This is a genomic window from Saccharothrix lopnurensis (assembly GCF_042658445.1).
Taxonomy (GTDB): Bacteria; Actinomycetota; Actinomycetes; order Mycobacteriales; family Pseudonocardiaceae; genus Actinosynnema; species Actinosynnema lopnurensis.
The window spans coordinates 54,015-78,206 of record NZ_JBHSQO010000038.1; the positions used below are offsets into that span (position 1 = coordinate 54,015).

General features: G+C 73.9%; 23 protein-coding genes. 3 read left to right on the forward strand and 20 right to left on the reverse strand.

Annotated elements, in window-relative coordinates:
• Positions 1–17 precede the first annotated feature (17 nt).
• The 18 genes from ACFP3R_RS27985 to ACFP3R_RS28070 form a co-directional block, all read right to left on the reverse strand.
• Complete coding sequence (locus tag ACFP3R_RS27985; RefSeq protein ID WP_380640009.1) at positions 18–1,112, reverse strand: Gfo/Idh/MocA family protein; 1,095 nt, start codon at positions 1,110–1,112, stop codon at positions 18–20.
• Positions 1,109–1,903: an HAD family hydrolase gene (locus ACFP3R_RS27990; protein ID WP_380640011.1), complete on the reverse strand. Its 795-nt coding sequence runs from the start codon at positions 1,901–1,903 to the stop codon at positions 1,109–1,111. Before ACFP3R_RS27990 ends, ACFP3R_RS27985 begins: the two co-directional genes overlap by 4 nt.
• Positions 1,900–2,922 (reverse strand): hypothetical protein, encoded by a 1,023-nt coding sequence (locus ACFP3R_RS27995; RefSeq protein WP_380640013.1) that lies wholly within the window; start codon positions 2,920–2,922, stop codon positions 1,900–1,902. The genes ACFP3R_RS27990 and ACFP3R_RS27995 overlap by 4 nt, the downstream gene beginning before the upstream one ends.
• Positions 2,919–4,115, reverse strand: coding sequence for a type III PLP-dependent enzyme domain-containing protein (locus ACFP3R_RS28000; RefSeq protein ID WP_380640015.1), 1,197 nt, complete (start codon positions 4,113–4,115; stop codon positions 2,919–2,921). Before ACFP3R_RS28000 ends, ACFP3R_RS27995 begins: the two co-directional genes overlap by 4 nt.
• 34 nt (positions 4,116–4,149) lie before the next feature.
• The gene (locus tag ACFP3R_RS28005) at positions 4,150–5,472 is read right to left on the reverse strand and encodes a wax ester/triacylglycerol synthase domain-containing protein (protein WP_380640017.1); all 1,323 of its coding nucleotides are present in this window, start codon (positions 5,470–5,472) and stop codon (positions 4,150–4,152) included.
• A gap of 34 nt (positions 5,473–5,506) precedes the next feature.
• On the reverse strand, positions 5,507–6,172 hold the full coding sequence (locus ACFP3R_RS28010) for an HD domain-containing protein (RefSeq protein ID WP_380640019.1): 666 nt from the start codon (positions 6,170–6,172) through the stop codon (positions 5,507–5,509).
• Positions 6,173–6,257: 85 nt separating this feature from the next.
• Positions 6,258–7,547: a solute carrier family 23 protein gene (locus ACFP3R_RS28015; protein ID WP_380640021.1), complete on the reverse strand. Its 1,290-nt coding sequence runs from the start codon at positions 7,545–7,547 to the stop codon at positions 6,258–6,260.
• On the reverse strand, positions 7,544–8,992 hold the full coding sequence (locus ACFP3R_RS28020; protein ID WP_380640023.1) for an MFS transporter: 1,449 nt from the start codon (positions 8,990–8,992) through the stop codon (positions 7,544–7,546). The genes ACFP3R_RS28015 and ACFP3R_RS28020 overlap by 4 nt, the downstream gene beginning before the upstream one ends.
• Positions 8,993–8,997: 5 nt before the next feature.
• Positions 8,998–10,584 carry an alpha-amylase family glycosyl hydrolase gene (locus ACFP3R_RS28025; protein WP_380640025.1) on the reverse strand — a complete coding sequence of 529 codons (1,587 nt, stop codon included), beginning with the start codon at positions 10,582–10,584 and terminating at the stop codon, positions 8,998–9,000.
• Between the two features lie 40 nt (positions 10,585–10,624).
• Complete coding sequence (locus tag ACFP3R_RS28030) at positions 10,625–11,701, reverse strand: hypothetical protein (protein WP_380640027.1); 1,077 nt, start codon at positions 11,699–11,701, stop codon at positions 10,625–10,627.
• Entirely contained in the window at positions 11,698–12,531 is an 834-nt protein-coding gene (locus ACFP3R_RS28035) for a hypothetical protein (protein ID WP_380640029.1), read from the reverse strand. Before ACFP3R_RS28035 ends, ACFP3R_RS28030 begins: the two co-directional genes overlap by 4 nt.
• Positions 12,532–12,535: 4 nt before the next feature.
• Positions 12,536–13,486 carry a nucleoside hydrolase gene (locus tag ACFP3R_RS28040; protein ID WP_380640031.1) on the reverse strand — a complete coding sequence of 317 codons (951 nt, stop codon included), beginning with the start codon at positions 13,484–13,486 and terminating at the stop codon, positions 12,536–12,538.
• Positions 13,486–14,568 (reverse strand): glycosyltransferase family 4 protein, encoded by a 1,083-nt coding sequence (locus tag ACFP3R_RS28045; RefSeq protein WP_380640033.1) that lies wholly within the window; start codon positions 14,566–14,568, stop codon positions 13,486–13,488. The genes ACFP3R_RS28040 and ACFP3R_RS28045 overlap by 1 nt, the downstream gene beginning before the upstream one ends.
• The gene (locus ACFP3R_RS28050) at positions 14,568–15,608 is read right to left on the reverse strand and encodes a formylglycine-generating enzyme family protein (protein ID WP_380640035.1); all 1,041 of its coding nucleotides are present in this window, start codon (positions 15,606–15,608) and stop codon (positions 14,568–14,570) included. The genes ACFP3R_RS28045 and ACFP3R_RS28050 overlap by 1 nt, the downstream gene beginning before the upstream one ends.
• Positions 15,601–16,710 (reverse strand): bifunctional diaminohydroxyphosphoribosylaminopyrimidine deaminase/5-amino-6-(5-phosphoribosylamino)uracil reductase RibD, encoded by a 1,110-nt coding sequence (gene ribD, locus ACFP3R_RS28055; RefSeq protein ID WP_380640037.1) that lies wholly within the window; start codon positions 16,708–16,710, stop codon positions 15,601–15,603. The genes ACFP3R_RS28050 and ribD overlap by 8 nt, the downstream gene beginning before the upstream one ends.
• Entirely contained in the window at positions 16,711–18,399 is a 1,689-nt protein-coding gene (locus ACFP3R_RS28060; RefSeq protein ID WP_380640039.1) for a WD40 repeat domain-containing protein, read from the reverse strand. It lies immediately after the preceding gene.
• Positions 18,396–18,986: a GTP cyclohydrolase II gene (locus tag ACFP3R_RS28065; protein ID WP_380640053.1), complete on the reverse strand. Its 591-nt coding sequence runs from the start codon at positions 18,984–18,986 to the stop codon at positions 18,396–18,398. The genes ACFP3R_RS28060 and ACFP3R_RS28065 overlap by 4 nt, the downstream gene beginning before the upstream one ends.
• A gap of 680 nt (positions 18,987–19,666) precedes the next feature.
• Entirely contained in the window at positions 19,667–20,260 is a 594-nt protein-coding gene (locus tag ACFP3R_RS28070; protein WP_380640040.1) for an LOG family protein, read from the reverse strand.
• 245 nt (positions 20,261–20,505) lie between these two features.
• On the opposite strand from ACFP3R_RS28070, the gene ACFP3R_RS28075 reads away from it, so the two are divergent.
• The 3 genes from ACFP3R_RS28075 to ACFP3R_RS28085 all read left to right on the forward strand — a co-directional run bounded on the left by ACFP3R_RS28075 (position 20,506) and on the right by ACFP3R_RS28085 (position 23,441).
• Positions 20,506–20,991 (forward strand): Imm1 family immunity protein, encoded by a 486-nt coding sequence (locus ACFP3R_RS28075; protein ID WP_380640041.1) that lies wholly within the window; start codon positions 20,506–20,508, stop codon positions 20,989–20,991.
• A 316-nt stretch (positions 20,992–21,307) separates the two neighbouring features.
• A complete protein-coding gene (locus ACFP3R_RS28080; protein ID WP_380640043.1) occupies positions 21,308–22,540 on the forward strand; it encodes an XRE family transcriptional regulator in 1,233 nt (410 codons plus the stop codon).
• 13 nt (positions 22,541–22,553) lie between these two features.
• The gene (locus ACFP3R_RS28085; RefSeq protein ID WP_380640045.1) at positions 22,554–23,441 is read left to right on the forward strand and encodes a phosphotransferase enzyme family protein; all 888 of its coding nucleotides are present in this window, start codon (positions 22,554–22,556) and stop codon (positions 23,439–23,441) included.
• A 28-nt stretch (positions 23,442–23,469) separates the two neighbouring features.
• On the opposite strand, the gene ACFP3R_RS28090 is transcribed toward ACFP3R_RS28085, so the two are convergent.
• Both ACFP3R_RS28090 and ACFP3R_RS28095 read right to left on the reverse strand, forming a co-directional pair.
• Positions 23,470–23,640 carry a hypothetical protein gene (locus tag ACFP3R_RS28090; RefSeq protein WP_380640047.1) on the reverse strand — a complete coding sequence of 57 codons (171 nt, stop codon included), beginning with the start codon at positions 23,638–23,640 and terminating at the stop codon, positions 23,470–23,472.
• An 8-nt stretch (positions 23,641–23,648) separates the two neighbouring features.
• Positions 23,649–24,044 carry a hypothetical protein gene (locus ACFP3R_RS28095; RefSeq protein ID WP_380640049.1) on the reverse strand — a complete coding sequence of 132 codons (396 nt, stop codon included), beginning with the start codon at positions 24,042–24,044 and terminating at the stop codon, positions 23,649–23,651.
• Positions 24,045–24,192: the final 148 nt, after the last annotated feature.

A 24,192-nucleotide genomic window follows, 5' to 3' on the forward strand; every position in this document is an offset into this window, starting at 1 on the left:
CGACGAGCCCACCTCCCCTACCGGCGACCGGTGGCGGAGTCGTTGGCCGCCCGGAGGATGGCGAGCATGAGCCGGGTGTCGGCCAGCGCTTCCCGGCCGCTCGTCAGCGGTTGGCTGCCCGTGGTGACGCAGTGGTGGAAGTGGCGCAGTTGGGCGCGGAACGCCTCGTCGTGCGAGCCGGTCGTGGTGGTGTCGACCAGGGGCGGGCGGGTGGTGCCGTCCGCCGGTCCGGCGTGGCGGGTGCGAACCGTGGACGGGGTGTTGCGCAGGAACGGGTTGGTGATCGTCAGCTCCACCACCGCCTCGCGGGACCACACCGCCAGGCCCTCGTCGAACAGGGGGACGTCGACGCTGCCGCCCTGGAACACGCAGTGCAGGCCACCGGGGTGGTCGAGGGTCGCGGTCAGCGCGGTGCCGTCCGGGGAGGCGGTGGCGCGGACGGTGTGCGGGTCGGTGGGGAACGCGGCGCGCAGCAGGTTGATGTCGTGGCTCCACACGCCGAACATGTCCATGTACGCGTCGACGATCGCCGCCGGGGCGGGACCGAACTCGGCGATGACGCGGTCGCGTCGCGGGTCGGGCCCCGGCGCGGTGGCGCCCCCGCGGATGCCGGTGTGCAGCTCGGGGACGATCCAGTTGCCGTAGTGGGGGCCCACGACGACGTGCGAGCGGGCCAGCGCGGGTTCCCGCAGGCCGCGGATGGCGGCGAGGCCCTGCCGCACACCGCTGTCGTAGCGCTTCATCAGGCCCACCATGAGGACCGCGCCCGTCCGCTCGGCCGTCTCGACCAGGGCCTCGCCCTCCCGGAGGGTGTGGCACAGCGGTTTCTCGGTGAAGGTGTGCACCCCTCGTTCGAGAGCGGCCGCGGCCGGGGCGAAGTGGTCCTGGGTGAGCACCAGCACCGCGTCGACCTGCCCGGCGTCGAGCAGCTCCGCCACCGAGCCGTACACCCCCGGCACGCCGAAGCGCGCGGCCACCTCCGCCGCCAGGTCGCGGTCGAGGTCGCACACGGCGGTCACCGCGAACTCGCCCGCCAGTTCCACCAGGTAGGGCAGGTGCATGAGCTGCGCGATCATCCCGCACCCCACCACCCCGACCCGCACGACAGTCACACCGTTCCCCTCTCGTCCGCTTCCTCCGCGATCCTGCGCAGCAGCTCCGCCACCCCCTCGGCGCCGGGCGACCGGGCCAGCGCCCACGCCGCCGCCCGCACCTCGGCGGTGACCAGCGCCCCGCCGACGAACCCGCAGCGCACCCCCGTCCCCGGCGGCACCCAGTCGGACATGGTGTCGCCGACCATCACCGGCTCCCACCCGGCCTCGGCCAGCGCGGTCAGCGCCGCCGCCTTCCCCGACCGCAGCACCGGGTAGGGGTGCACGCCGAGGAAACCGTGGGCGGGGCTGCTGTCCACCGCCAGCGGGGCCCGGTCCGCCGCCCACTCCGCCACCCGCCGCCCGGCGGCCTCGACGAACGAGCCTTCCGCGAACACTGCGACCGAGGCCACCCTGCCCGCACCGAACGCCCACACCCCCGGTTCGACCGGGGCACCGCCGAACTCCGGCGACTCCTGCTCACCGCGCCGGCGCAGCCCGTGCTCGGTCGCGGTCCCCGCGATCACCGCCCGGACCTCCGCGAGCCCGGGGAACGGCACCCGCACCCGCGTCACGCCGCCGATCCGCGTGACGTTCCCGTTCTCCGCCACGACCGGGAACCCCTCCGCGAGCCCCAGCGACGTCCCGAAGTCCCGCAACGACCGCAGTGGGGAGTCCGAGCACAAGCCCACCTGCGCACGACCGCGCAGCCCCTCGACGGCCTCGACCACGCCCGCCAGCGCGCCCCGGTCCACCTCGGTCGCCCCGGCGGGGACCAGGGTGCCGTTGACGTCGAGCAGCACCAGCCTCACCCGGCCACCGCCTGCGACACGCCGCCCCGGTCCAGTGCGGCCACCCGCTCGGTGGCGCGGTCGAGGTCGTCGACCACGGCCGCCAGGTAGTCCACCACCGGCGTCCCGGGGTCCGGGGTCGGGTCGAGAGCGCCGACCGGGGCCGCGTTCGGCAGGTCCGCGAGGGCGACCACCACCCCGGTCGTCTCGGCGAGGCCGCGGTAGAAGGCGGTGTTGGCCGCGATCATCGCCGTCGCGAAGCGCCGTTCGCGCTCGGCGGCGACCCCCAGCCGGGCGGCGGCGCTGACGAACGGGTCCCAGTACGGCGCCCGGCCCCAGCCGTCCGCGCCCACCCGCACCACCAGTCCGTCCACACCGAACAGGAAGCTGCGCGGGTCGGCCACCTGCACCAGGTCCGGCCTGCCGAGGGGAACCCGGTACTCCACCGTGGACCGGAGCGGCACCGGGGTGTCCGGCGCGCCCTCGACCCGGACCCTGATCCCGCACGCGGCGCCGGCCACGGCGATCCCCGCACCGGCGAGCAGCCGGGCCACCGCCGCCAGCGTGCCACCGGTGTACACGTCGTCCTCGACCAGCGTGCAGCCCGCCCGCGCGCCGCCCGCACCCAGCCGGACGAGTTGCGCGGACAGCGACGGCGCCCCCGGCCGGGGCACCAGGCCGACCTGGTGGACGCCCCTGGGCCGGAAACCGCGGGAGACCCGCAGCGCCGACCCGACGGCGTCCAGGAGCGGGTCGAGGCTGACCAGCGGTCCCGGCCCGGCCGAGGCGACCACGGCCCGCCGCAGCGCGCCCGCGTCCCAGTCGTCCACCCGGACACCCGCCGGGTGCGGCAGGGCCGAGACCAGTTCGGTGCGGACCCGCCTGCCGAACTCGCGGTAGAGCGCGGTGGCCGCCTCGGCGAACCGGGTCGGGCAGCGGTGCCCGTGCGCGGCGGTCAGCCGGCGCACGGCGTGGTCGGTGTCGTCCCGGGTGACCAGCACCCGGCCGGTGTGGTCGGCCACGTGCACCACCCTGGTCACGGCCGCTCCCGCACCGGGGTCAGCCTGCTCCGGTCCACCTCGGTCCCCTCGTCGAGGACGACCTCCCACGGCATCGCGTGCCCGTGGAACAGCACCAGGCTCGCGCTCAGCGCGTACGCGCCGACGTTGGGCACGCTGATCCGGTCGCCCACCCGGAGTTCGGGCAGCACGAGGTCGCTGCCCCAGGTGTCGAGCGGGTGGCACAGCGGACCCGCCAACGTCCAGCCCGGTGTCGGCGCGCCGGGTGCGTCCGTCAGCACCCGGGGCCCGATCACCTCCTCGTGCCCCAGGCCCGACATGCCGCCCAGGTGGTGCACGCCGCTGTCCAGCACGGCGATGCGCCTGCCACCGGACCGCTTCACGTCCAGCACCGTGCAGACCAGGGTGCCGCAGGCGGTGGCCAGGTAGCGCCCCGACTCGAACGCGATCCGCGGCGCACCCGCCCGCCAGCCCGGCACGGTGCGGTCGAACAGGTCGCCCAGCCGCTCGCGGAGGGTGCCGAGGTCCGGCAGCGGGCCCGGCTGGGCGTAGGGCGCGCCGAACCCGCCGCCCAGGTCCAGGAAGGCGAGGTCGCGGCCGAGCGCGGCGCGGACCGCACCCGCCGCGGCCACCGCGTGCTCGAACACCCCGAGCAGGGCCTCCTCGGTGCCGAGGTTGCTGCCCATGTACAGGTGCGCGCCCACGACGGTCACGCGGGCCCGGTCGGCGAAGGCGTCCGGGTCCGACACCACCCACCCCAGGTCGACGCCGAACTTCGACGCGCCCCCGGTCATCGCCAGCCCGACACCGCGCGGCGGGTCGGGCTGGTTGACCCGCAGCACGGCGTCGAGCCGGGTGCGCGAGGTGGAGCCGACCCGGTCGAGCTGGTCGAGCGCGGTGGGCGAGTCGACCGAGAACAGCCGGACACCCCGGTCGACGGCGAAGCGCACGTCCTCCTCGCGCTTGCCCGGCCCGGTGTAGACGACCTCGGCCGGGGCGAAGCCCGCCGCCAGCGCCGAGACCAGCTCGCCGGGCGAGCTGACCTCAGCCCGGCAACCCGCACGGGCCAGTTCGCCGAGGACAGCGGGGTGGGCGTTCGCCTTCAGCGAGTAGAACAGCGGGCTGCCCTCGGGCAGCGCGGCTCTCAGCCGCCGGTGCGCGCGGCGCACCTCGGCCAGTTCGTAGGTGTAGTAAGGCGTCTCGACCGGTCGCACGACTTCCCCCCTCGTTCGAGTCCACTCCGGGTGCTCACGCCACGGCGGCGGCCGCCAGCGCGTCGAACTCGGCCGGCACGGCATCGGCCAGCCCGCGCAGGTCCGGGACCAGGTTCGCGGCCGCCGTGAGGCACACCTCGAACCGGTCGTCGGCGGACACCGCGGCGGCGAACAACCCGGTGCCGTGGCAGAGGCTGCCCGCGCCGTGCAGCGAACGCAGCCGTTCCCCCAGCAGGTACCGCGGCCCGTCCGGGCCGCGGACGTTCGACGCCACCACGCTGTAGGGCGGGCGCGGCAGCAGGTGCCCCGCGCCGACGGCGTGCGCCGCGGCGAGCGGTCCGGTGACCACGGCGGCCAGGCGCGCGAGCACCGGGCGGGGCAACCGGGCCAGCGCGCCCTTCGCCGCCCCGCTGCCCGCGCGGACCGCGTCGAGCCGGGCCACCGGGTCGGCCACGGCGGTGCCGAGACCCATCACGGTCATGGTGAAGGTGTTCGCCGCGGCGGTGTCGCCGGTGGCCCGCAGGGAGACCGGGACCCCGGCGGTCAGGTCGAACCGGGGCAGGGCCGCGTGGTCGAGCAGGTACGAGCGCAGCGCCCCGCCGAGAACGGCCAGGTACACCTCGTTGACCGTCGCACCGGTGGCCGAGGCCACCCCGCGCACGGCGGCCAGGGGCAGCACCCGCGACTCGACGAGCCGCTCGGGTCCGATCGAGCCGTTGAGGAGCGTCGCGGGCACCCCGTACGGAACCGGTCCGCCGCGCACCGCGTCGACCAGCGTGCGCGCCGCCAGGGGACCCGCCCGCCACAGCGGCGGGGGTCGTGGTGCGGGACCCGCCGGGGCCGGGTCGGCGAAGACCCAGGGTGGTCCGCCGCCCTCGTCGTCCCGGCGCTCGCCCAGCATCCGGTCGAGCCGCGCCAGGAAGCCGTGCCCGTCGGTGAGCGCGTGGTGCACCTTGAACAGCAGCACCACCTCCCGGCCACCCGGGATCACGTGTGCCTCCCACAGCGGTCGCGCGGGGTCCAGCGGGGTGGAGTGCACCCGCGCGACCGCGTCGGCCGGCGTGCCCCCGGGCCGCGTCAGGCGGACGTGGTGGCCGCGATCGACGGCGGCGTCCGGCGTCGTCTCCCAGCCCCCGGTGCGCGCCGGGAGCACGCCGCGCCGAGGACGTGAGGTGAACGGCGCGACCACCGGCCCCGCCGCGCGCAGGCGGTCGACCAGCCGCCGGGCGAACCCCTCCGGGGAGCCCGACGGCTCGAACCGGCACACCACGCCGAAGTGCTGGGCGGTGCGCGGCGAGTCGAACGCCAGGAAGGAGCGTTCGGCGGCGCTCGGAGCGCGCCGTTCCCCGTGCCGCATCGCGTTCTCCCCCGGGTGTTCGGTGGTGGGGCGGTCAGCCCGCGTCCGGCTCCGCGCCGGCCCTGGGCACCCAGCCCCGGTCGGCGCCGAGGTGGATCAGGGTGCGCGCGTAGGCGCCCAGTTCGGCCGACGCCTCGCCGATGACGGCCTTGCGGCGCAGCACGTCGGCCTCCGTGACCCCGGGCGTCCGCCAGGTGCCGCCCCTGTTGTTGAAGTTGAGCAGCAGCGGCTGCAACCGGTCCATGGCCTTCGCGAACCGCGCCTCCGGGGTCTGCCTGGCCTCGAACTCGTCCCACAGCGCGCGGAAGCGCACCGCCTGGTCGTCGGGCAGCAGCGCGAACAGCCGGTCGGCCGCCGCCTGCTCGCGGGCCTCCTGGTCCTGCCGGGCCTCGTCGTCGTAGAGGAAGGTGTCGCCGGCGTAGACCTCCACGAGGTCGTGCAGCAGCACCAGTTCGACCGTGTGGCCGACGTCGATCGGGTCGTCGGCGTACTCGGCGAGGATCGGCACCATCATCGCCAGGTGCCAGGAGTGCTCGGCGTCGTTCTCCAGCCGGTCGTCGGCCACCAGCGGGCTGCGCCGCAGCACGGTCTTGAGCTTGTCGATCTCGACGATGAACCTGATCTGCGCGGCCAGCCGCTCGGGCACGCCGTCGGGCTGCTCCACGTGTTCGAGCAGCGGGCGTTCTTCCTGGGTCGTCATGGGGTCCTCCCCGGTCGTCGTGCCACGGTCCGTCGGGTCGCCGGTCGTGCGGGCTCTTGTCGTGCCGGTTCTCATCGGGCCGCGGTCAGGTCCAGTACTGCACGGCCACGCTGACCGCCAGCAGCGCGGTGATCACCAGCAGCGTCGCGCCCGGTCCGCGCCTGCCGACCGCGCAGGCCACCAGGTGCGCCAGCAGGCCCGCGAGGAGCGCCTGGTCGAGCGCCGAGGTCAGCAGCGTCACCACCGCCATCACCCCGACCACGACCGGCGTCGCGGGCGACCGGCCGCGCAGCTCGGCCGGTTTCGGCAGGGTGCCGAGCGCGACGTACAGCAGCGCGCCGCCGGCCGCGACCGCCGGTATCCACGTCAGCACCGGGGCCAGCACCAGGCAGGCCAGCAGCAGCACGCCCGTGGTGACCGCCGCCAGCCCGGTGCGCGCGCCCGCCCGGATGCCGACGCCGCTCTCGACGAAGGTCACGAAGCTGGTCGAGCCGACCACCGCGCCGCCTACCGTGGCCAGGCTGTCGACCTGGAGGGCCCGCCGGATGCCCGGCACCTCGCCGTCGCGCTGGATCGCGGTGTTGGCCGACAGGCCCACCATCTTCGCCACGCTGCCGAAGAAGTCGAGCGCGAACAGGACCAGCACCACGCCCCACGCGGCGGGCTCCACGACGGCGCCCAGGTCGAGCGCGAACAGCGCGGCGGTCCCCTCCCCCGCCTTCGGCGGGTCGGCGCGGACCCCGGCGAGCGCGCAGTACACCGCGGCGGCGGCGATGGCCACCAGCACCGCGGCCCGCACCTTCAGCGCCCGCAGCAGGCAGGCCACGCCGAACCCGATGCCGAGGGCGATGGCGCCGGGGCTGGCCAGCACGCCGGGCCAGTCGCCGCCGACCAGGCCGCCGACGGTGAGGCCGACCACGCCGATGAAGATCCCGACGCAGGCCACCAGCCCGGTGCGCACGTCGGCGGGGATGGCCTCGACGACCCTCGCCCGCCAGCCGAGCGCGGTGACGGCGACCATCAGCACCCCGGAGCAGAACACCAGGCCGAGGGCCTGCTGCCAGCTGAACCCCCGGGTGCCGATCACCGAGAACACGACCAGCGCGTTGATCTCCATGCCCGGCGCCACCGCGAACGGCAGCCGTGCCCACAGCCCCACCGCCAGCGTCGCCAGCCCCGCGACGAGGGCGGTGGCGGTGAACGCGGCGGCCCACGGGACGCCGCCCTCGGCGAGGACGGCGGGGTTCACCAGCACGATGTAGGACATCGCCAGGAACGTCGACACCCCGCCGAGCACCTCGACGCGGACCGTCGAGCCCCTCTCCCGCAGCCCGAACGCGCGGTCCACCCGGTCGTGCAGCCGCACCTGGGTCATGCCCGTGCCCCCGGACCGGGTACCGGGCGCCGGAACACGGTGGCGGCCACCGGCAGCGTCAGGAGCGCGATGACGACCGTCGCGGTGTAGGCCAGGCCGAGGCTCGTGGCGGTGGGCTCGCCGCCGTGCACCCACACCAGCAGCGCGAGCCCGACGGCGCCGCCGGTGTACTGCGCGGCGGTGATCATGGCGCTGCCGGTGCCCTCGGCCGTGGCGGGCAGGTCGCGGGTCCCGGCGATGAACATCCCGGTGAACGCGATGCCCTGCCCGATGCCGCTGACCAGCAGCCCCGGCAGCACGCCGAGCCAGTAGCCGCCGACGAGCGTGCCCGCGGCGAGCGCGGCGAGCCCCACCGCTCCGATCCCGAACGCGACACCGAGCAGCCGGGCCGGCGACCACCGCCCCGCGAGCCGCCCGGCCAGCGCGTTGCCGATCGCGATGGTCAGCGCCAGCGGCAGGAACCCGATGCCCGACGCGAGCGCGCCGAGGCCGAGTTCGCGTTGCAGGTAGAGCGTCACCAGGTAGAACTCCGCGCCCAGGCTGGCCATGAACAGCGCGGCGATCAGGCACGCGCCGCGCAGGGACCCGGTGCGCAGCAGGCCGGCCGGGATCAGCGGGTCGTCGCTGCGCACCTGCAACAGCACGAACACCGCCCCCAGCAGCACGGCCGCGCCCACCGACACCAGCACCACCCAGGTCCTCGGCGAGTCCAGGGCCAGCTCGGTGAACGCCATGCTCACCCCGCTCACGACCGCCGTGGCCAGCGCCGCGCTCGGCAGGTTCACCCTGCGCCCGGCCCTGGCCGCCCTGCTGCGCGACGCGGCCCCACCCGCCAGCACCACGCACACCAGCGCGACCGGCAGCGTGATCCAGAAGATCCACGCCCACGACGCCACCGCCAGCAGCGCCCCGCCGACGACCACACCCAGCGCGAGCCCCATCGCCCCCGTGGTGCCCCACACCGCGACCGCCCGGTCGCGCTCGGGCCCGGAGGGGTAGTTGGCGTGCAGCAACCCCAACGTCGCCGGGGCCAGCAGCGCCGCGCCGATGCCCTGCGCGGCCCGGCACACCATGAGCACGGTCCCGTCCGGCGCGAACCCCGCCACCACGGCCGCGCCGGTGAACAGCGCCTGCGCGACCAGGAACACCCGCCCCGCCCCGAAGACGTCCACCAGTCGCCCGCCCAGCAGCAGGAAGCCCGCGAAGAACACCCCGTAGGCGCTCACCACCCACTGCAACGTCACCGCGCTGAACGCGAGTGCGTCCCCGATCGTCGGCAGCGCCACGTAGATGATGGAGAAGTCCAGCGCCACCAGCAGTTGCGACAGCGCCAACCCGGCGAGCAACCGCGCCTTGCCCGTCCCGCTGCCGGGTGCCCCGCCGAACCTCCCGGCCCTCCCCGTCCCCGATCGCCCGCCCGTGCCCGATCCCTCACGCGTGTCCACGCCGGTCACCCCAGCCCCTGTTCTCGCACGACCAAGCCCTCCAGCGGCCCGATCTCCACACGGTTGGCGATGGGCCGGCTACGCACGGTATACATCACGGGCGCCCACCGGCGGTTGGCGGGCAGGTCGAACCCGACCGCCCCGTCGCCGAAGTTCAGCAGCACCAGCACCTCCGGCTCGCCGGGCAACACCCGCCGGTACGCGAGCACGTCCCCGAGCGCGGTGCCCGCGGACCCGGTGCCCGCGGACCCGGTGTCGACGAACTCCAGCGACCCCTCGCGCACCACCCGGGAGCCCGCCCTGAACCGGCCGAGCGCCCTCGTCAGCGCGAGGGTCGAACCCGGGTCGGCGTCCTGCGCGGCGACGCTCGCCGCGACGGGGAACGGCAGCCACGGCTCGCCGGTGGTGAACCCCCGGCCCGGCTCGTCGGTCCACGGCACGGGGGCCCGAGCGGGGTCACGGCCCAGGTCCGGGTGCACCAGCGCCCACGGGTCGCGCACCTGCCCCGGGGCGGTCTCCGCGTCCGGCAGGCCCAGTTCGTCGCCGTAGTACAGCACCGCCGCACCGGGCAGGGTCAGCAGCAGCACCACGAGCAGCCGCGCCCGGTCCGCGCCGAACCGGCTGACCACCCGGCGCTCGTCGTGGTTGCCCAGCACCCAGCACGGCACCGCCCCGGCGGGCACGGCGGCCAGCGCGTCGACCACCACCGCGCGCACGCCCTCGGCGGTCGGCCGGCAGGCGAGCAGGCCGAACGCGAAGGGCAGGTGGATGCCGTCGAGGTCGCGGCCGTAGTAGGCCGCCCACCGCGCCGGGTCCCGCTCGTGCACCTCGCCGAGCACGACGCGGTCACCGGGGTAGCCGTCGACCAGCGCCCGCAGGGCCCGGTACCAGTCGTGCGCGTCGGGGTGCCCCGCGTCGTGCACGTGCGCCTGCGAGTCGTACTCCGCCAGCGGCCGGTGCATGGCCAGGGCGCCGGGCGGGGCCGGCGGGTTGTCGCGCAGCCCGGGGTCCTTGCCGATGGCCGCCGCGCAGTCCACCCGCAGCCCGTCGACGCCCAGGTCGAGCCAGAACCGCACCACGTCGGCCATCGCCGCGCGCACCTCGGGGTTGCGCCAGTCCAGGTCGGGCATCTGCGGCAGGAACGAGTGCAGGTAGTACTGGCCGGTGCGCTCGTCGAGCGTCCACGCGGGGCCCCCGAAGGTGCCCAACCAGTTGTTCGGCGGCCCGCCACCGGGTGCCGGGTCGCGCCAGTGGTACCACTTCCGCTGCGGATCGGCGCGCGACGAGCGGCTCGCGGTGAACCACGGGTGCAGGTCGGAGGTGTGGTTCGGCACGAAGTCCACGAGCACCCGCAGGCCCAGGGCGTGCGCGTCGGCCAGCAACCGCCGGAACCCGGCGAGGTCGCCGAAGAGGGGGTCGACCGAGGTGTGGTCGGCCACGTCGTAGCCGAAGTCGCGCATCGGCGAGGAGTAGACCGGCGACAGCCACAGCGCGTCCGCGCCCAGGCCCGCGATGTGGTCGAGCCTGCCGGTGAGGCCGTCGAGGTCGCCGACGCCGTCGCCGTCGGAGTCGGCGAAGCTGCGCGGGTACACGTGGTAGACCAGGGCCGACCGCCACCAGGGGGACCGCGGCTCAGGTGACCCAGGAACCGTCCTCCATACGCCGGATCCAGTCGGTGGCGACGATGGCGTAGATGGGGTCACCGGCGAGCGCGTCCTCTCTTCGGCATGCCTCGACGTACTTGATCGCGTGCGGGTCGCCGGTGGCGATGGCCCGGTCGGTCAGGGTGGCGTAGTCGATCGACGAGACGAGCGACTCGGGCTCGCGGTAGCCGGTGCCGTAGGCCGCGCGGATGGCCGCGGTGAACTGCCAGGCGGCGGCCACGCTGTCCCAGTGCAGCTCGGCGGGCAGGTGCGGCAGCACCAGCCGCACCGCGGCCGGGGCGGTCAGGGCGTGCACGAAGCCCATGTACTTGCGGTGCTCGTCGGTCAGGTACGCGTGCGCGGCCAGGTTGGTGATCATGCTCAGCGCCCGCTGCGGGTCCTCGGGCCGGGCCGTCGCGTCGACCACTCGGCCGAACTCCGGCAGCAGGTCCAGCGCCTCCAGCCGAATCCGGAAGATCTCGCCGATGCCCTGGTCTGCCAGCAGCCTGGGCACCGAGTCCCACGCCTGCCGCAGCTCCCGCTCGCCCGCGAACCGCTGGGTGCCGGGCACCTGCTGGAAGCGCGCGGCCCAGTAGCCCAGTCCCCTGGCCAGCTCCTCCACCCGGCCGGGAGTCTCGGCCGAGGCCAGGGCGCGCACGGCGTGCCCGGTGCGGATGACCCCGTGCCCGCCGCCCGCGGGCAGGCCGGGCAGCAGGCGGGGCCACCACGCGGCCAGCACCTCGCGCCACGGCGCCTCGGCGAGCCGGGCCCGGAAGAAGGCGTTCCAGTCGCCCAGCAGCCGCATGTTGCCCAGCGCGGGCCGCCAGGTGGCCTCGTCGATGGTCACCGAGGGCACGGGCGCGTCCCGGTAGAGCATCGGCCGGTAGTCGTTGACGAACCTCCCCACCGCCTCCGGCCTGCCCAGCGCCACCAGCGCCTCGGCGGCCATCGGGCCGTGGTTGCTGACACCGGGACCCCACTCCGGGCCGCAGTCGGCCAGGTAGTCCAGCGCGTCGTCGAGCGCACCGACGGATGTGTCCCCTTCGGTCCTGTCCGGTGCCGTCACGGCGTGCCTCCCGCGCTCAGTCCGCTGATGGTGTCGCCCACGTCGCCGAGCACCAGCCGGTCGGGGTCGTGCTCGTCGTGGGCGTAGAAGCTGCTGTCGAGCACCCCGGACACCACCCCGACCACGACCTGAGTCCGCAGGCCGAGCAGTTCGCCGTAGCGCAGGATCGAGCGCGCCCCCGCCGCGGTGGACTGCGCGGTCAGCAGGGTGACCCGCTCGACGCCCCGGGGCAGCGCCTGCATCAGCGCCATCACGGTGGCCCCGCTGGCGACCACGCCGTCGATGATGGCGCAGTGCCGGTACGGGGTCTCCCCGGGCAGCGCGCTCATCCCCACCAGGATGCCGCCGTCGAGCGAGATCCGCTTCGCCGACGGGGTGAGCGACCGCCCCCGGGGCAGCGCCCCCAGGTCCTCCGCGAGCTGGCGGCCCTCGCGCTCCGGGCCGACGCACAACACCTCGCCCCCGGTCACGTCCCGGGCCCGCAGCGGCAGCTTGCGGTAGAGGCGCAGCAGCGCGTCGCGGTAGGAGGTGCGGTCGGCCAGGGTCAGCTCCGGCAGGTTCGCGATCGCGGTCGCCTCGGCCAGGTCGTCGACGGCGGACGGGTCGTCGTCGGCCGCGACCAGCAGCCCACCGGTCACCGGGTGTCGCGCCAGCGCGGCCAGCAACCCGGGGGTGAAGTGGGTGAACGTGGCGAACTCGTGCCCGAAGCGCAGCCGGTACGGCTCCGCCGCGGCGAGCCACGCCCAGGGTGCGTCCTGAGCGGTGTGGTGCTCGGCGAGCCGCTCCGCGACGAGGTGGTCGGCCACGGTGTCGATCATGTCCTCGGCCATCGGCTCACGCCAGCCCTTCGAGGGTGCCCACGAGCAGGTCCCAGAACCGGGGCGCGTCCAGTTCGAGCGCGACCTCGGCGTTGGGCGCCCGTTCGGTGACCCCGAGCAGGTCGATCACCGTGGCGCCCCTCGTGTACTGCCCGTGCACCTCGACCACCACGTTGGCCCGCCGGCAGCGCACCAGGTCCGGGTCGATGAGCAGGGCGACGGCCACCGGGTCGTGCAGCGGCGGGTCGGGCATCTGCCAGATGCCGTCGTAGGCGCCGGAGCGGAACCGCAGCAGCGCCTCGCAGACGTCCCCGAGCCGGGGCACCGCGCTGATCCGCGCCAGCACGTCCCGGGTGACCAGCGCCTGGTGGGTGACGTTGAGGCCGACGTAGGTGATAGGGACGCCGGCGGCGAGCACGACCGCCGCCGCCTCCGGGTCGAACAGCACGTTGGCCTCGGAGTAGGGCAGGAAGTTGCCCCGGGTGGTGGAGCCCGCCATGCACACGATCTCCTTGATCGCGGGCTTGAGGTGCGGCGCGGTGGTGAGCAGCGCGGCCACGTTGGTCTGCGGGCCGACCGCCACGATGGTGACCGGTTCCGGCGCCGCCGTGAGCACCTGCGCCATCAGCTCCACGGCGTGCCTCGGGTCCTGAGGCACGGTGGGCTCGTCGAACTCCCAGCCGTCGAGGCCGGAGTCGCCGTGCACGTCGCCGCCGCCGTAGCGGTCGCCCTCGCCGTGGCCGGTGCCGCCGAGCAGCGGGGCGCCGTGGCCCTGCGCGACCGGCACGCCGTGCACCTTCGCCAGGCTCAGCACCCGGCGGGCGTTCAGGGTCGACTTCTCCACCACCTGGTTGCCCGCCACGGTGGTCACCGCGAGCAGGTCGATCCGGTCGCTGCCCGCGGCCAGCAGGATGGCGAAGGTGTCGTCGTGGCCCGGATCGCAGTCCAGGATGATCGGGATCGGCATCAGGGTCCTCCCGTAATCGCCTTGTAGAAGTCCAGGTGCCGCGCCCCCGCCGTGGCGAACCCGGTGAGCAACCGCCCGGCCAGGTCGCGGTCGGCCACGGTGGTGGCCGGGGCGGGGTCCGTGACCGCCGAGGCCAGCGCCTCGGTCAGGGCCGCCTGGTCGCCGGAGGGCACCAGGGTCGCCGCCGAGTAGTCGGCCAGCAGCGCGGGCAGGTTGCCCGAGTCGCTGGCCACCACCGGTTTACCGCAGATCACGGCCTGGGCGACGGCCAGCGAGAACGGCTCGCCGTGGGCGCCCCGGTCGGCCGTCGGGTGGGTCACGACGTCCGCGGCCGCGATCGCCGCCCAGCTCTGGGCCGGGGAGTAGTGGGTGAACTCGATCGACCCGCGCGCCCGCCACAGCGCCACCTCGTCGAGCAGCGACCGCGGGATGTTGCTGGGCCACAGCAGGTGCCGGGTGCCCGCGTGCACGAAACCCAGGTCCGCCACGCCCCGCCGCAGCAGGGTCACCACGGCGCGCAGGGTCAGGTCCGAGCCCTTCCACGTGGTCAGCCTGGTCGGCTGGAGCACGGTGACCGCCCCGGGCCTCGGCAGCCGGTAGTCGGTGTCCACCCGGTCGAGGGCGAGCGGCAGCACCGTCGTGCCGACCCCGGGCACGTGCGCGGCCACTTCCCCGGCGACGAACGCCGAGTGCACGACGTACTCCGGGGCGAGCCCGGCGAGGAACGCCCACTGCGCGTCGTCGGCGTCGATGTTGTGCAGGTCGAACACCAGCCGGGTGTCGCGGCCCCGGAGCCGCCCCGCCACCTCGGCGGCCACCTCCGGCTTGTGCCACTGCGGGTTGTGCAGGTGCGCCACGTCCGCCTCCGCGAGCCGGTCGACGAGGTCCGCCAGCTCCGCCTCGGTCGGGGTGGTGCCGATCGCCAACGCCGGGTGGTACCCGCCCGCGTCCGGGTCCGGGGTGCCCGAGAGCAGCCCCGCGTCGACCCCGAGCGCGCCGAGCTGGCGGACCACCGAGGCGCAGTGCGCCTCCACGCCGCCGGTGGTCGGCAGCGCGGTCCAGTGCGCGTGCAGCACCCGCATCAGGAACCGCCCCGCGCGTCCTCGGCGACCCGGAAACCCATGGCGTACAACGACCTCGGGTACGGACCGTGCCTGCGCTGGTTGCGGGCCAGGTCGCGGAACCGGTTGAACGCACCGCCCCTGGCGATGCGGTAGTGGCCCATCCGCCGAAACAGGTCGTCGTGCACCAGTTCGCCGCCGGGGTACGCCTGGTAGCGGTCGGAGACGTACTCCTCCACGTTGCCCGCCATGTCCACCGCCCCGCACCACGACCGGCCCGCGGGGAAGGCGCCGACCGGGGTCGTGCCGAGCAGACCGGTCTCCAGCGTGTTCGCGTGGTCCTCCGCCCACTCCGCGCCCCACGGGTAGCGCGTGCCCGAGGAGCCGCCCGCGGCGTACTCCCACTCCGGTTCGGTGGGCAGCCGGAACGGGCGCCCGGTGCGCGCGGCGAGCCACGCCGCGTACCGGTCCGCCGCCTCCGGGGTCACGGTGTACACGGGGTGGTTGGCCACCGCCGGGTGGAACCGGCCGTAGAGCCAGGCGCTGGGCAGTTCGTGCTCGCCGGTGTCGGTGAGGAATTCGGCGTACTCGGCGTTGGTCACCGGGTACCGCGCGACCCGGAACGCGGGGACGTGCCGGTGGTGGCGGGGGCACTCCTTGGCGATCCAGTCCCGCCGGACGCCGAACCGCTCGCTGTCGCGGTGCAGCTCGTCCACATCGGACGGCTCCGTGCCCAGCGCCGCGGTGCCGGTGGGCACGTCCAGCATGGCGGGGGCCAGGGTCGGGGTGCGCGGGTCGCCGTGCAGGGCCAGCAGCGCGCCCGCGGCGAGCCTGCGCTCCAGGGGCAGCGACCCGTCCTCCACCCGGGACGCCAGGTCCGCCGGCCCGGCGCCGAGGTCGTCGGGGACCGGGCGCACGCGCTCGGCCCTCGGCGGCAGGTAGTGGTCGGGCAGCCCCATCGCCGCCCGGTCGGTCAGCGCGTTGACGTCCGCGTCGACCAGCGCGACCGCGCCGATCCGGGCCCGCGCGGTGGCGGTCTCGGCCGGGGTGTCCTCAGGCATGCGCGTCCTCCGGGGTCCTCGCCGCGCCGGGGCGCAGCACCACTCTCACGTCCTCGCCGATCAGGTCCACGCCGTCCACCCGCAACCGCCGGACCTGTCCCATCCCGGTGACGCCGATGTCGCCGAGCACGCCGGGTCCCGAGCCGAGCAGCGCCGGGGCCAGGTAGGCCACGACCCGGTCGACCAGACCGGCCGCGACGAACCCCGCCGCCAGCGCCGCCCCGCCCTCCACCAGCACCGAGCGGACGTCCCGCGCGTACAGCCCGGTCAGCAGGGCGGCCAGGTCCAGACCCCCGGGCGTCCGGGGCAGCCGGATGACGTCGACCCCGGGCAGACCGGGGTCGGGGGCGTCGCGGTCCATGGCCACCAGCGTCGGGGCGCTGCCGTCGAGCACCCGCGCCCCGGGCGGCACGCGACCGTCGGAGACCACCACCACCCGCACCGGCGGGGTGCCGCCGACGCCGTGCCGGAGGCCCAGCTGCGGGTCGTCGGCGCGCAGCGTGCCCGCGCCCACGACCACCGCGTCGTGCGCCGCGCGCAGGGCGTGCGCGTCACGCCGGGCCGCCCCGGCGGTGATCCACCGCGACGACCCGTCGGCCGCCGCGCTGCGGCCGTCGAGCGTCCCGGCGAACTTCCAGGTCACGAAGGGCCTGCCGGTGCGGACCGCGGTCAGCCACATCTCGTTGCCGCGCTCGGCCTCGGCGCGCAGCACCCCGCCGAGCACCCGCACCCCGGCGTCGCGCAGCCGTCGCGCGCCGCCCGCCGCGGCGGCGTTCGGGTCCGGCACGGCGTAGACGACCGCGGCGATCCCCGCCGCGAGCAGGGCGTCCGCGCACGGCCCGGTGCGGCCGGTGTGCGCGCAGGGCTCCAGGGTGACGACCGCGGTGCCGCCGAGGGCGCGCGGACCCGCCGCCGCCAGCGCCACCACCTCCGCGTGCGGGCCACCGGCCACCGCGTGGTGCCCGGTGCCCGCGACCGCGCCGTCGCGGTCGAGCACGACGCACCCGACCACCGGGTTCGGGCTGGTGCGGCCCAGGGCGAGCCCCGCCAGCCCGATCGCCGTGCGCATCGCCGCGTCGAACCGGGTGTCGCGTTCGGACATCTACAGCGCCACCGGGTAGACCCGGCCGTCGTAGGAGCCCGCCAGGAACCGGCCGCCCTCCGCGTCGTAGGCCAGCGAGGAGATCCCCGCGGTCGTCGGCCGCGAGGTGGGCAGCCACTCGCGCGCGGTCCGGTCGTAGACCGCCACCAGACCGGCGTAGCCCGCGGTGGCCACGTACCGGCCGTCGTCGGAGGCGCTGACGCACTTGATGGAGTTCGGGTGCGGCGAGTCGATGACCTCCGCGGTGCGGTCCGGGGACCAGATGCGCAGCTTCAGGTCCCGGCTGACACTGGCGAAGTACCCACCGCCCAGCCCGGCGCAGCCGTTGGCGATCCGGTCGTGCGCTTCGTCGACGGTCTCCACCGCCTCCAGGGTGGAGATCCGGTACCAGGTGGCGCTGGCGTCGGCGGCGACGGCGAACAGGTAGTCGCCGGAGACCGCCACGCCCTTGACCGCGTTGCCGTTGAGCGGCAGGTCGCGCACGTACTCGGCCACCCCGGGTTCGGGCACCCGGAACAGCAGGCCCTCACCGGTGTAAGCGCCCACCACCACGTACGGGACGCCGTCGCGCTCGAACGCCGCGCCGCAGTTCAGCGGCGACCGGTGCTGGTGCAGTTCGGCGCCGGTGAGCCCGTCGAACACCTTGCCGAGCTGCCCGCCGGTGAACAGCAGACCCGGTGCGGGGGTCAGGAAGTTGCACAGGCTGCCGGTGGTGGCCACCTCGGCGCCGTCGCGCCACACGATGCCCGCGTCGCCGATCGTCAGCACGGTGCCGCCCGGCTCGGCCAGCACCGAGTTGACACCGTAGGTGGGCTCGATCGGCTCGTCCTCCCAGACCTCCGCCACGTAGTCGTAGGTGCGGTACGTGGACCCGAAGGTGGCGAACACCAGCGACGAGTCCCCGGCGAACGCGCAGGAGCGCGGCCAGACGTCGGCGGGCAGGCCGGTGGTCGCGGTGGCGGTGGGCAGGTCGCCGGAGACGTCCCACAGCCGCATCGTGCGGTCGTAGCTCAGGCTCACCAGCAGCCCGCGGGCGTTGTCGAGGACCAGGCGCTTGATACCCGCCCCGTGGGCCGGGATCACCGTCCGGTCCGCGCCGCGCACGACGATCACCTCGCCGTTGTCGTTGCCCGCGAAGATGGTGCCGTCGGCGGAGATCGCGACCGTGTCGGTCTCCACGCCCGCCATGTCGAGGTCGGCCAGCAGCTCGCCGGAGGGCACCGCCCAGCGCTTGATCGTGCCGTCGTCGCTGGAGGAGATCAGCTCGTCGGTACCGCGCGCCCACTCCACGGAGATGACGTCGGCGGTGTGGCCCGTCATCGTGCTCACCAGGGCGCCGGAGAAGTCGTACACCCGCACCCGGTGGTCGCGGGACGCGGTCGCCACCCACTCCTTCGCCGGGTGGAAGACCGACATCTCGACGTCGTCGTCCTGCTCGGCGAACACCGCCACCAACCGCAGGTCGGGTACGGTCCACAGCCGCGCGCCGTAGTCCGACGACGACGTCAGCGCGTACCGGCCGTCCGGGGAGAACGACGCCTGGTTCGCGAGGTGGTCGTGCCAGCTGCGGGCGATCGGCCGCTTGTCGGACTGCCGCCACAGGATGACCTGGTTGTCGTACCCGGCGGTGAGCACGTAGGAATCCCGGTACGCGGCCACCCCGCTGATCGGTCCCCGGTGCTGGATCATGACAATTCCTCCACGTCGAGAATCTGGTGGCCCGCGATTTCGATCTTCGCCCGCAGGTAACCACGGTTGACCTCGTTCACGTACACCCCGGTCGGCACGCGCTCGACCACGTCCACGCCGTTGCGACGCAGTTGTGCCGCCTTGTCCGGGTTGTTGCTGAGGAGCCTGATCGAATCGATGCCGAGCGCGGACAACATCTGCGCGGCGCAGGTGTAGTCGCGGGGGTCGTCGGCGAAGTCCAATTCCCGGTTCGCCCGGAACGTGTCCATCCCTGAATCCTGCAACCGGTAGGCGTCCAACTTGTTGTAGAGGCCGATCCCGCGCCCTTCCTGGCGCAGGTAGAGGATCACGCCGCCATCGCGCATCACCCCCATCGCCTCGTGCAGCTGCGGCCCGCAGTCGCACCGAGCCGACCCGAACACGTCGCCGGTCAGGCACTCCGAGTGCAGCCTGACCAGCGGAATCCCCTGCCAACCCGGAAAGACCAGCGCCAGGTGCTCCAGCCCGTCGACCAGCCCGCCGAAAGTCGCCACGTCCGCGCCCAGCCACGTCCCCTGCTGCCCGACCCGGATGGGGATCCGCACCATCCGCCGGACGGTCGCCACCTGCCCGACCAGTGTCCGCCTCCCGGCGGGTTCTCCGCCGTCGGCGTTTGCGCTCATTTTTCCTCCACACCGTGCAGGCGGTCTGCACAGCACCGCCGAGTCGCCTTCAGGAGAATTTGCAAAGCGTGAACCCTCGTCACGTAGAATGATCGGATTCGACGTGAGGTGGATATGAGCTGCGCCCGCACGACCCGTGTGACCGCCCCAACCCGCGGACCGGAAAGCCCGTCGGCGACGCTACCCAACAACACCCTCGACAAGCAACGACAAGGGCGTGCAACCGGTTAAAAGGTGACAACTTCCCGGAGCCGCCCTTGCGCCGATCGGGCAGGGGAGCAACCTCCGTGAACACTTTCCGGCCCCCCGCCACGACCACCACCAGCGCCGATCCCGTCGCACGCCCACAGGTCGGTTGTCTCGTGCCGACGCACACCAACTACTCCCCGGTGCCCAACGGCGCCACGAACTCACCCGCACAGCCCACGCGCCGCTCTGTTCGGGTGAACCTCGACCCGCGTCCGTCGCCGAGTCGGTGTCACCGGTCGCCGTCGACCGCCATCCGCCGAAAGTGTCCACAATGGATACTCACAGCACACCACCGGTCACCCCGAGGCCGCCTCGGCACCCGGGACACCGCTCGGCGACATGCCCGAGCACCGTGTTCATAGGCTTGACGACCCGGCGGCGTCCCCCGGGTCGTCCGACCAGGTGTAGTCGGGTGGGCGGTAGCCGGCGAAGCGGTCCAGCAGGCGGTCCAGGTCGTCGTCGACCAGCAGCATGTCCCGGTAGGGCCGCTTGAGGAAACCCTCGGCGACCATGTGGTCGAGCATGGCGAGCATCGGGTCGAAGAAGCCCGCCACGTTGAGCACCCCGACCGGTTTGGCGTGCACCTTCAACTGGGCCCACGTCCAGGTCTCGAACAACTCGTCCAGGGTGCCCGCACCACCGGGCAACGCCAGCACCGCGTCCGACAGGGCGGTCATCAACGCCTTGCGCTCGTGCAGCCCTCCCACCAGGTGCAGTTCGGTCAGGCCCTCGTGGGCGACCTCCCAGCCGACCAGCGCCTCGGGCAGCACGCCGACCACCCGGCCGCCGGCCGCCAGGGCGCCGTCGGCGAGCGCGCCCATCATGCCGACCCGGGCACCGCCGTAGACCACCTCGATCCCGCGCCGGGCCAGGATCGCCCCGACCTCGCGGGCCGAGGCCAGGTACCGGTCGCTCCCACCGGAGGAACCGCAGTACACGCACACACGCACGCCTCGAACCTAGAGGCACAACCCTCGAACGAGTGATGGCGACATACCCGATCAACCTGATTGGGTGAGGCACGTCCGTGTCGTCCCGGCCACCGACCCGGCTTCGAGGACGCACTGGCCATCCTCGACCACGCCTCCCACGATCACGCCGAGGTCGTCGCCGTGGGCAACGTGCCGGCACCCCGAGCCGCCGACACCGCCCTACGCGTCACAGCTGACAATCGACCCGAGGAGGGAGGGGTGGGGTGGCTTCACTCGGCGAGGTTCGACAACTGGTCGAACTGGGGCTCGGGAAGGCAGCTGATGCCATCACCGCATTGGAAGCGGTCGACCACCGGGACCAACCGCTGGTCATCAGGACGCGGCAGGATGTGGAAGAACTGCTCGACCACGTCAGCACCGCCTCCGCCACCCAGGCCGTGCCCTCCATGATCGAAATACGGCGGGCCGACGACCCCTGGGCCCACCAGGTCCTGCATGCCGGCATCGGGGCCGACCACGGGTTCGTCCGGGTCTCCGGAGACCCGGAATACCGCACGACCGTCGGCGACCCGACGGCCACGGGCGAGGTCGTGTTCGACTACATGGACAACGCCACCGAGGTCCCCGCACGCGAGATCGTCCCCCTGTCCACCGTCCGCAACATCCTGACCGCCTTCATCACCCACGATGGTGACATCCCGGCCGGATTCCCCGAGCTGCACACAGGCTCGACACCGACGACCACCTGATCATCGCCGAGTTGGGTGAAGACCCCTCCTCCGACGAGCCCGTTCCTGCTCAAGCCCGGCGACGTCCACCACGAGTTCGGCGAAGACGACGAGGCGCGCCCGGCATCGCTGTCTGAGCCGTGGGCGCTGTGGCGGCGGGATGCGGGGCAGATCCCGGGGCATATCGGTGACACCGGCGAGAACGGGCCGTACCCCGCGTCGGGTTCACTACCTTGGCCGTGGGAATGGAGGAGGGAGCGGTCCGGTGGTACAGCCGAATGAATCGTTGCGGGATGCGCGGCTGCGCACTCCTTCCGGGGTCATCCCCACCGAGCCGATGTCTCGGAGAGAGCTCGCCGAAGCGGTCAACACGTGGTTGTGGAGAGCGACGGGAAAGCGGTACAGCCTCGACGCGCACACCATCGCCCGTTACGAGCGCGGTGCCGTCCGGTGGCCGGGTGAGCACTACCGGGCCGGGCTGCGCCACGTGCTCGGTGTGGAAGCCGACGCCGAGCTCGGTTTCCGCACGACGAGCGTCGCCTCCGCTGCTTCGGACCGCCCGACGCTGGACCTGTCGCGTTTCGGCGCCGAGGTCGAGTTGGGCTCCGGTGCCAGGGAGTTCGTCGACCGGATCGTGGTCGATTCCCCTTCACCGACGAGCGTCGGCCGGGTCGACGTGGAGCAGGTTCGGGCGACCACGACCGCCCTGGCCGCGGTGGAGAACCTGTTCGGGGGTGCGCTGGCCGGTCAGGCGGCGGCTGCACACCTGAGGTGGAGTGCCGGGCTGGTGGACGCGAGGGCCGAGCAGGTGGTCAAGGAGGCGTTGTTCGAGGCCGTGGGCAACCTGGCCGGGGTCGTGGCGTTCTCGGCGTTCGACAGCGGCAACCACTCCGCCGCTGACGACTGCTTCAGGTTCGCGCTGTGGTGCGCGGGCCGGGGGCGGTCGTGGGCGCTGCGAGCCGCGACGTTGGCCGACATGGCACGACACGCCGCCTACCTGGGAAACGTGGACGACGCGTTGTCCCTGGTCGAACTGGCCCAAGTGCGTGCCGATCGCCTCTCCGGCACCGCCCAGGCGATGCTGTCCAGCCTGCGGGCCCGCAGGCTGGCCCAGTTGGGCCGGGTGGGCGAGGCAGTCGCCGAGGTGGACCGGGCCGACGCCCACTTCGCCGTGCGTCGCCCCGAAGAGGACCCGCCGTGGCTCGTCTACTACGACGACGCCGAGCACCAGGGCACCACCGGGCGGGCCTTGATCCCCGTCGCGATCGCCGAACGCGACCCGGGACACGCGGCCGAGCGACTCACCGCCGCGGTCCGCCTGCACGGCTCGAACTACCCCCGATCACGTGCCTTCTCCCGCATCAGGCTCGCGTCGTTGACCATGTCGGTGGGCGACCCGGTCGAAGCGGCCGTGATCGGCTGCCAGGCGCTCGGCGACGCCACGTCCCTCCGGTCCCGCAGGGTGGTCGGCGAACTGCGCGCGCTCGACGAGGCGGCACGCCGTCGAGCCGACGTGCCCGATGTCGCCGACCTGCGCCACGGGCTCACCGCGGTCTTGGGCGAACGCTGAGACAATCGCCCGCGTGACCGCAGCCGACCCGCGCACGACCACCGTCCTGGCCACCGCGGGCCGCCTGGCCGGTATCCGCACCACCGGGGCGGAACTGATCCGTGACGGCTCCAACGCACTCTTCCGCCTGCCCGACGGGGTGACAGCCCGCATCGGACCACCGGGCACCGAGGCCACCGCACACCACCAGATCGCGGTGGCCCGTTGGCTGGCCGAGCACCACGTTCCCGCGATCCACCCCATTGCCGAAGTCGACCAACCCGTCGTGGTCGAACGCCGACCGGTCACCTGGTGGTCCACCCTGCCCGAGCACCGCCACGCCACACCGGCCGAACTCGGCGCGACGCTGCGCACCCTGCACGCCCTCCAACCACCCGCTCATCCCCCGCTACCCGTGCTCGATCCCTTTCAGGGCTTGCACGACAGCATCTCGACCGCTTCCGCCCTGTCCGACGCGGACAGGACGTGGCTCGCCAACCACCTCGCCGGACTGCGCGACCAACACGCCGCCCTACCACCCGGCCTGCCCGTCACCGTCATCCACGGCGACGCCTGGCAAGGAAACCTCGCCGTCCCCGCCCACGGGCGCCCGGTTCTGCTGGACCTGGACACCATCAGCCTCGGCTCTCCAGAATGGGACCTCACCCCGCTCGCGGTCGACCACACGGACTTCGCCAGGATCACCCCTGCGGAGTACACCGCCTTCATCGACGCCTACGGCGGCTACGACGTCACCACCTGGCCTGGCTGTGCCACCCTGGCCTCACTCCACGAACTCCACTGGGTCTGCTTCCTGCTCCGCAAAGCCCCCACCGACACGACTGCTCGCGATGAACTCAACCACCGCTTGGCATGCCTGCGGGGCGACATCCCCAAGCCTTGGACGTGGACCGCTTTCTGAGCACCTGAACAGCCGTCCCCGATGCACTTCAGTCGCGGGTTGCGCCGTCTGGCCAGATGACCAGGACCGGGATTCCTCCACGGTGGGCGGCGTTGACGACATCGGCTCGTGCGTTGACGACGTCGCGCACAGCGGCGTCGACCAGCCGCTGCGTTTCTGCGGACAGCCCCCGGTGTCCGGTGACGGCCAGTCGCACCACTACGTCTCCTACCGGTACAGGGCGGCCAGCGCGTCGTCGAGGGCGGAGGCTTCCTGGGTGTGTGCGAGCAGGTTTTCCCGGAACTGGCGGGCGCGGGCGGTGATGCGTTCCGAGCCGTAGGTCCGACCGACCGCCAGCGCTTCCACCACCAGTTCGCAACCTTGCTCGATCATGCCGTCCGCGGCGAGCGGGTGCGCGCGTTCCACCTGGGCCAGAGCACGAGGTTTCGGGGCGGTCAGTGCGGGTTCGGCTTCGGTGTAGGCGTCGTGGGCGGCACGTGCGTCGCCCAGGCGTCCCAGCGCCGCGGCGCGGTACCTGGCAGCCTTGGCGCGGTCGAAGCTGAACACCCACGGCCAGTGCGCCTCGCACCGGCCGCGACCGGTCAGGAAAGTTTTGCGGTCCACGCTCTCCAGGCTGGGCGCGTTCCGCGCGGACTGGATCGAGCCAGATCCCGGACCTCTCCCGGACAGGAACGCGGGACTTCACCCCGGATGTTGGACACGGGATTATGCGGCGTGGGTCAGCGTAACCGGTGCCGGGGTGAGGCTGTTC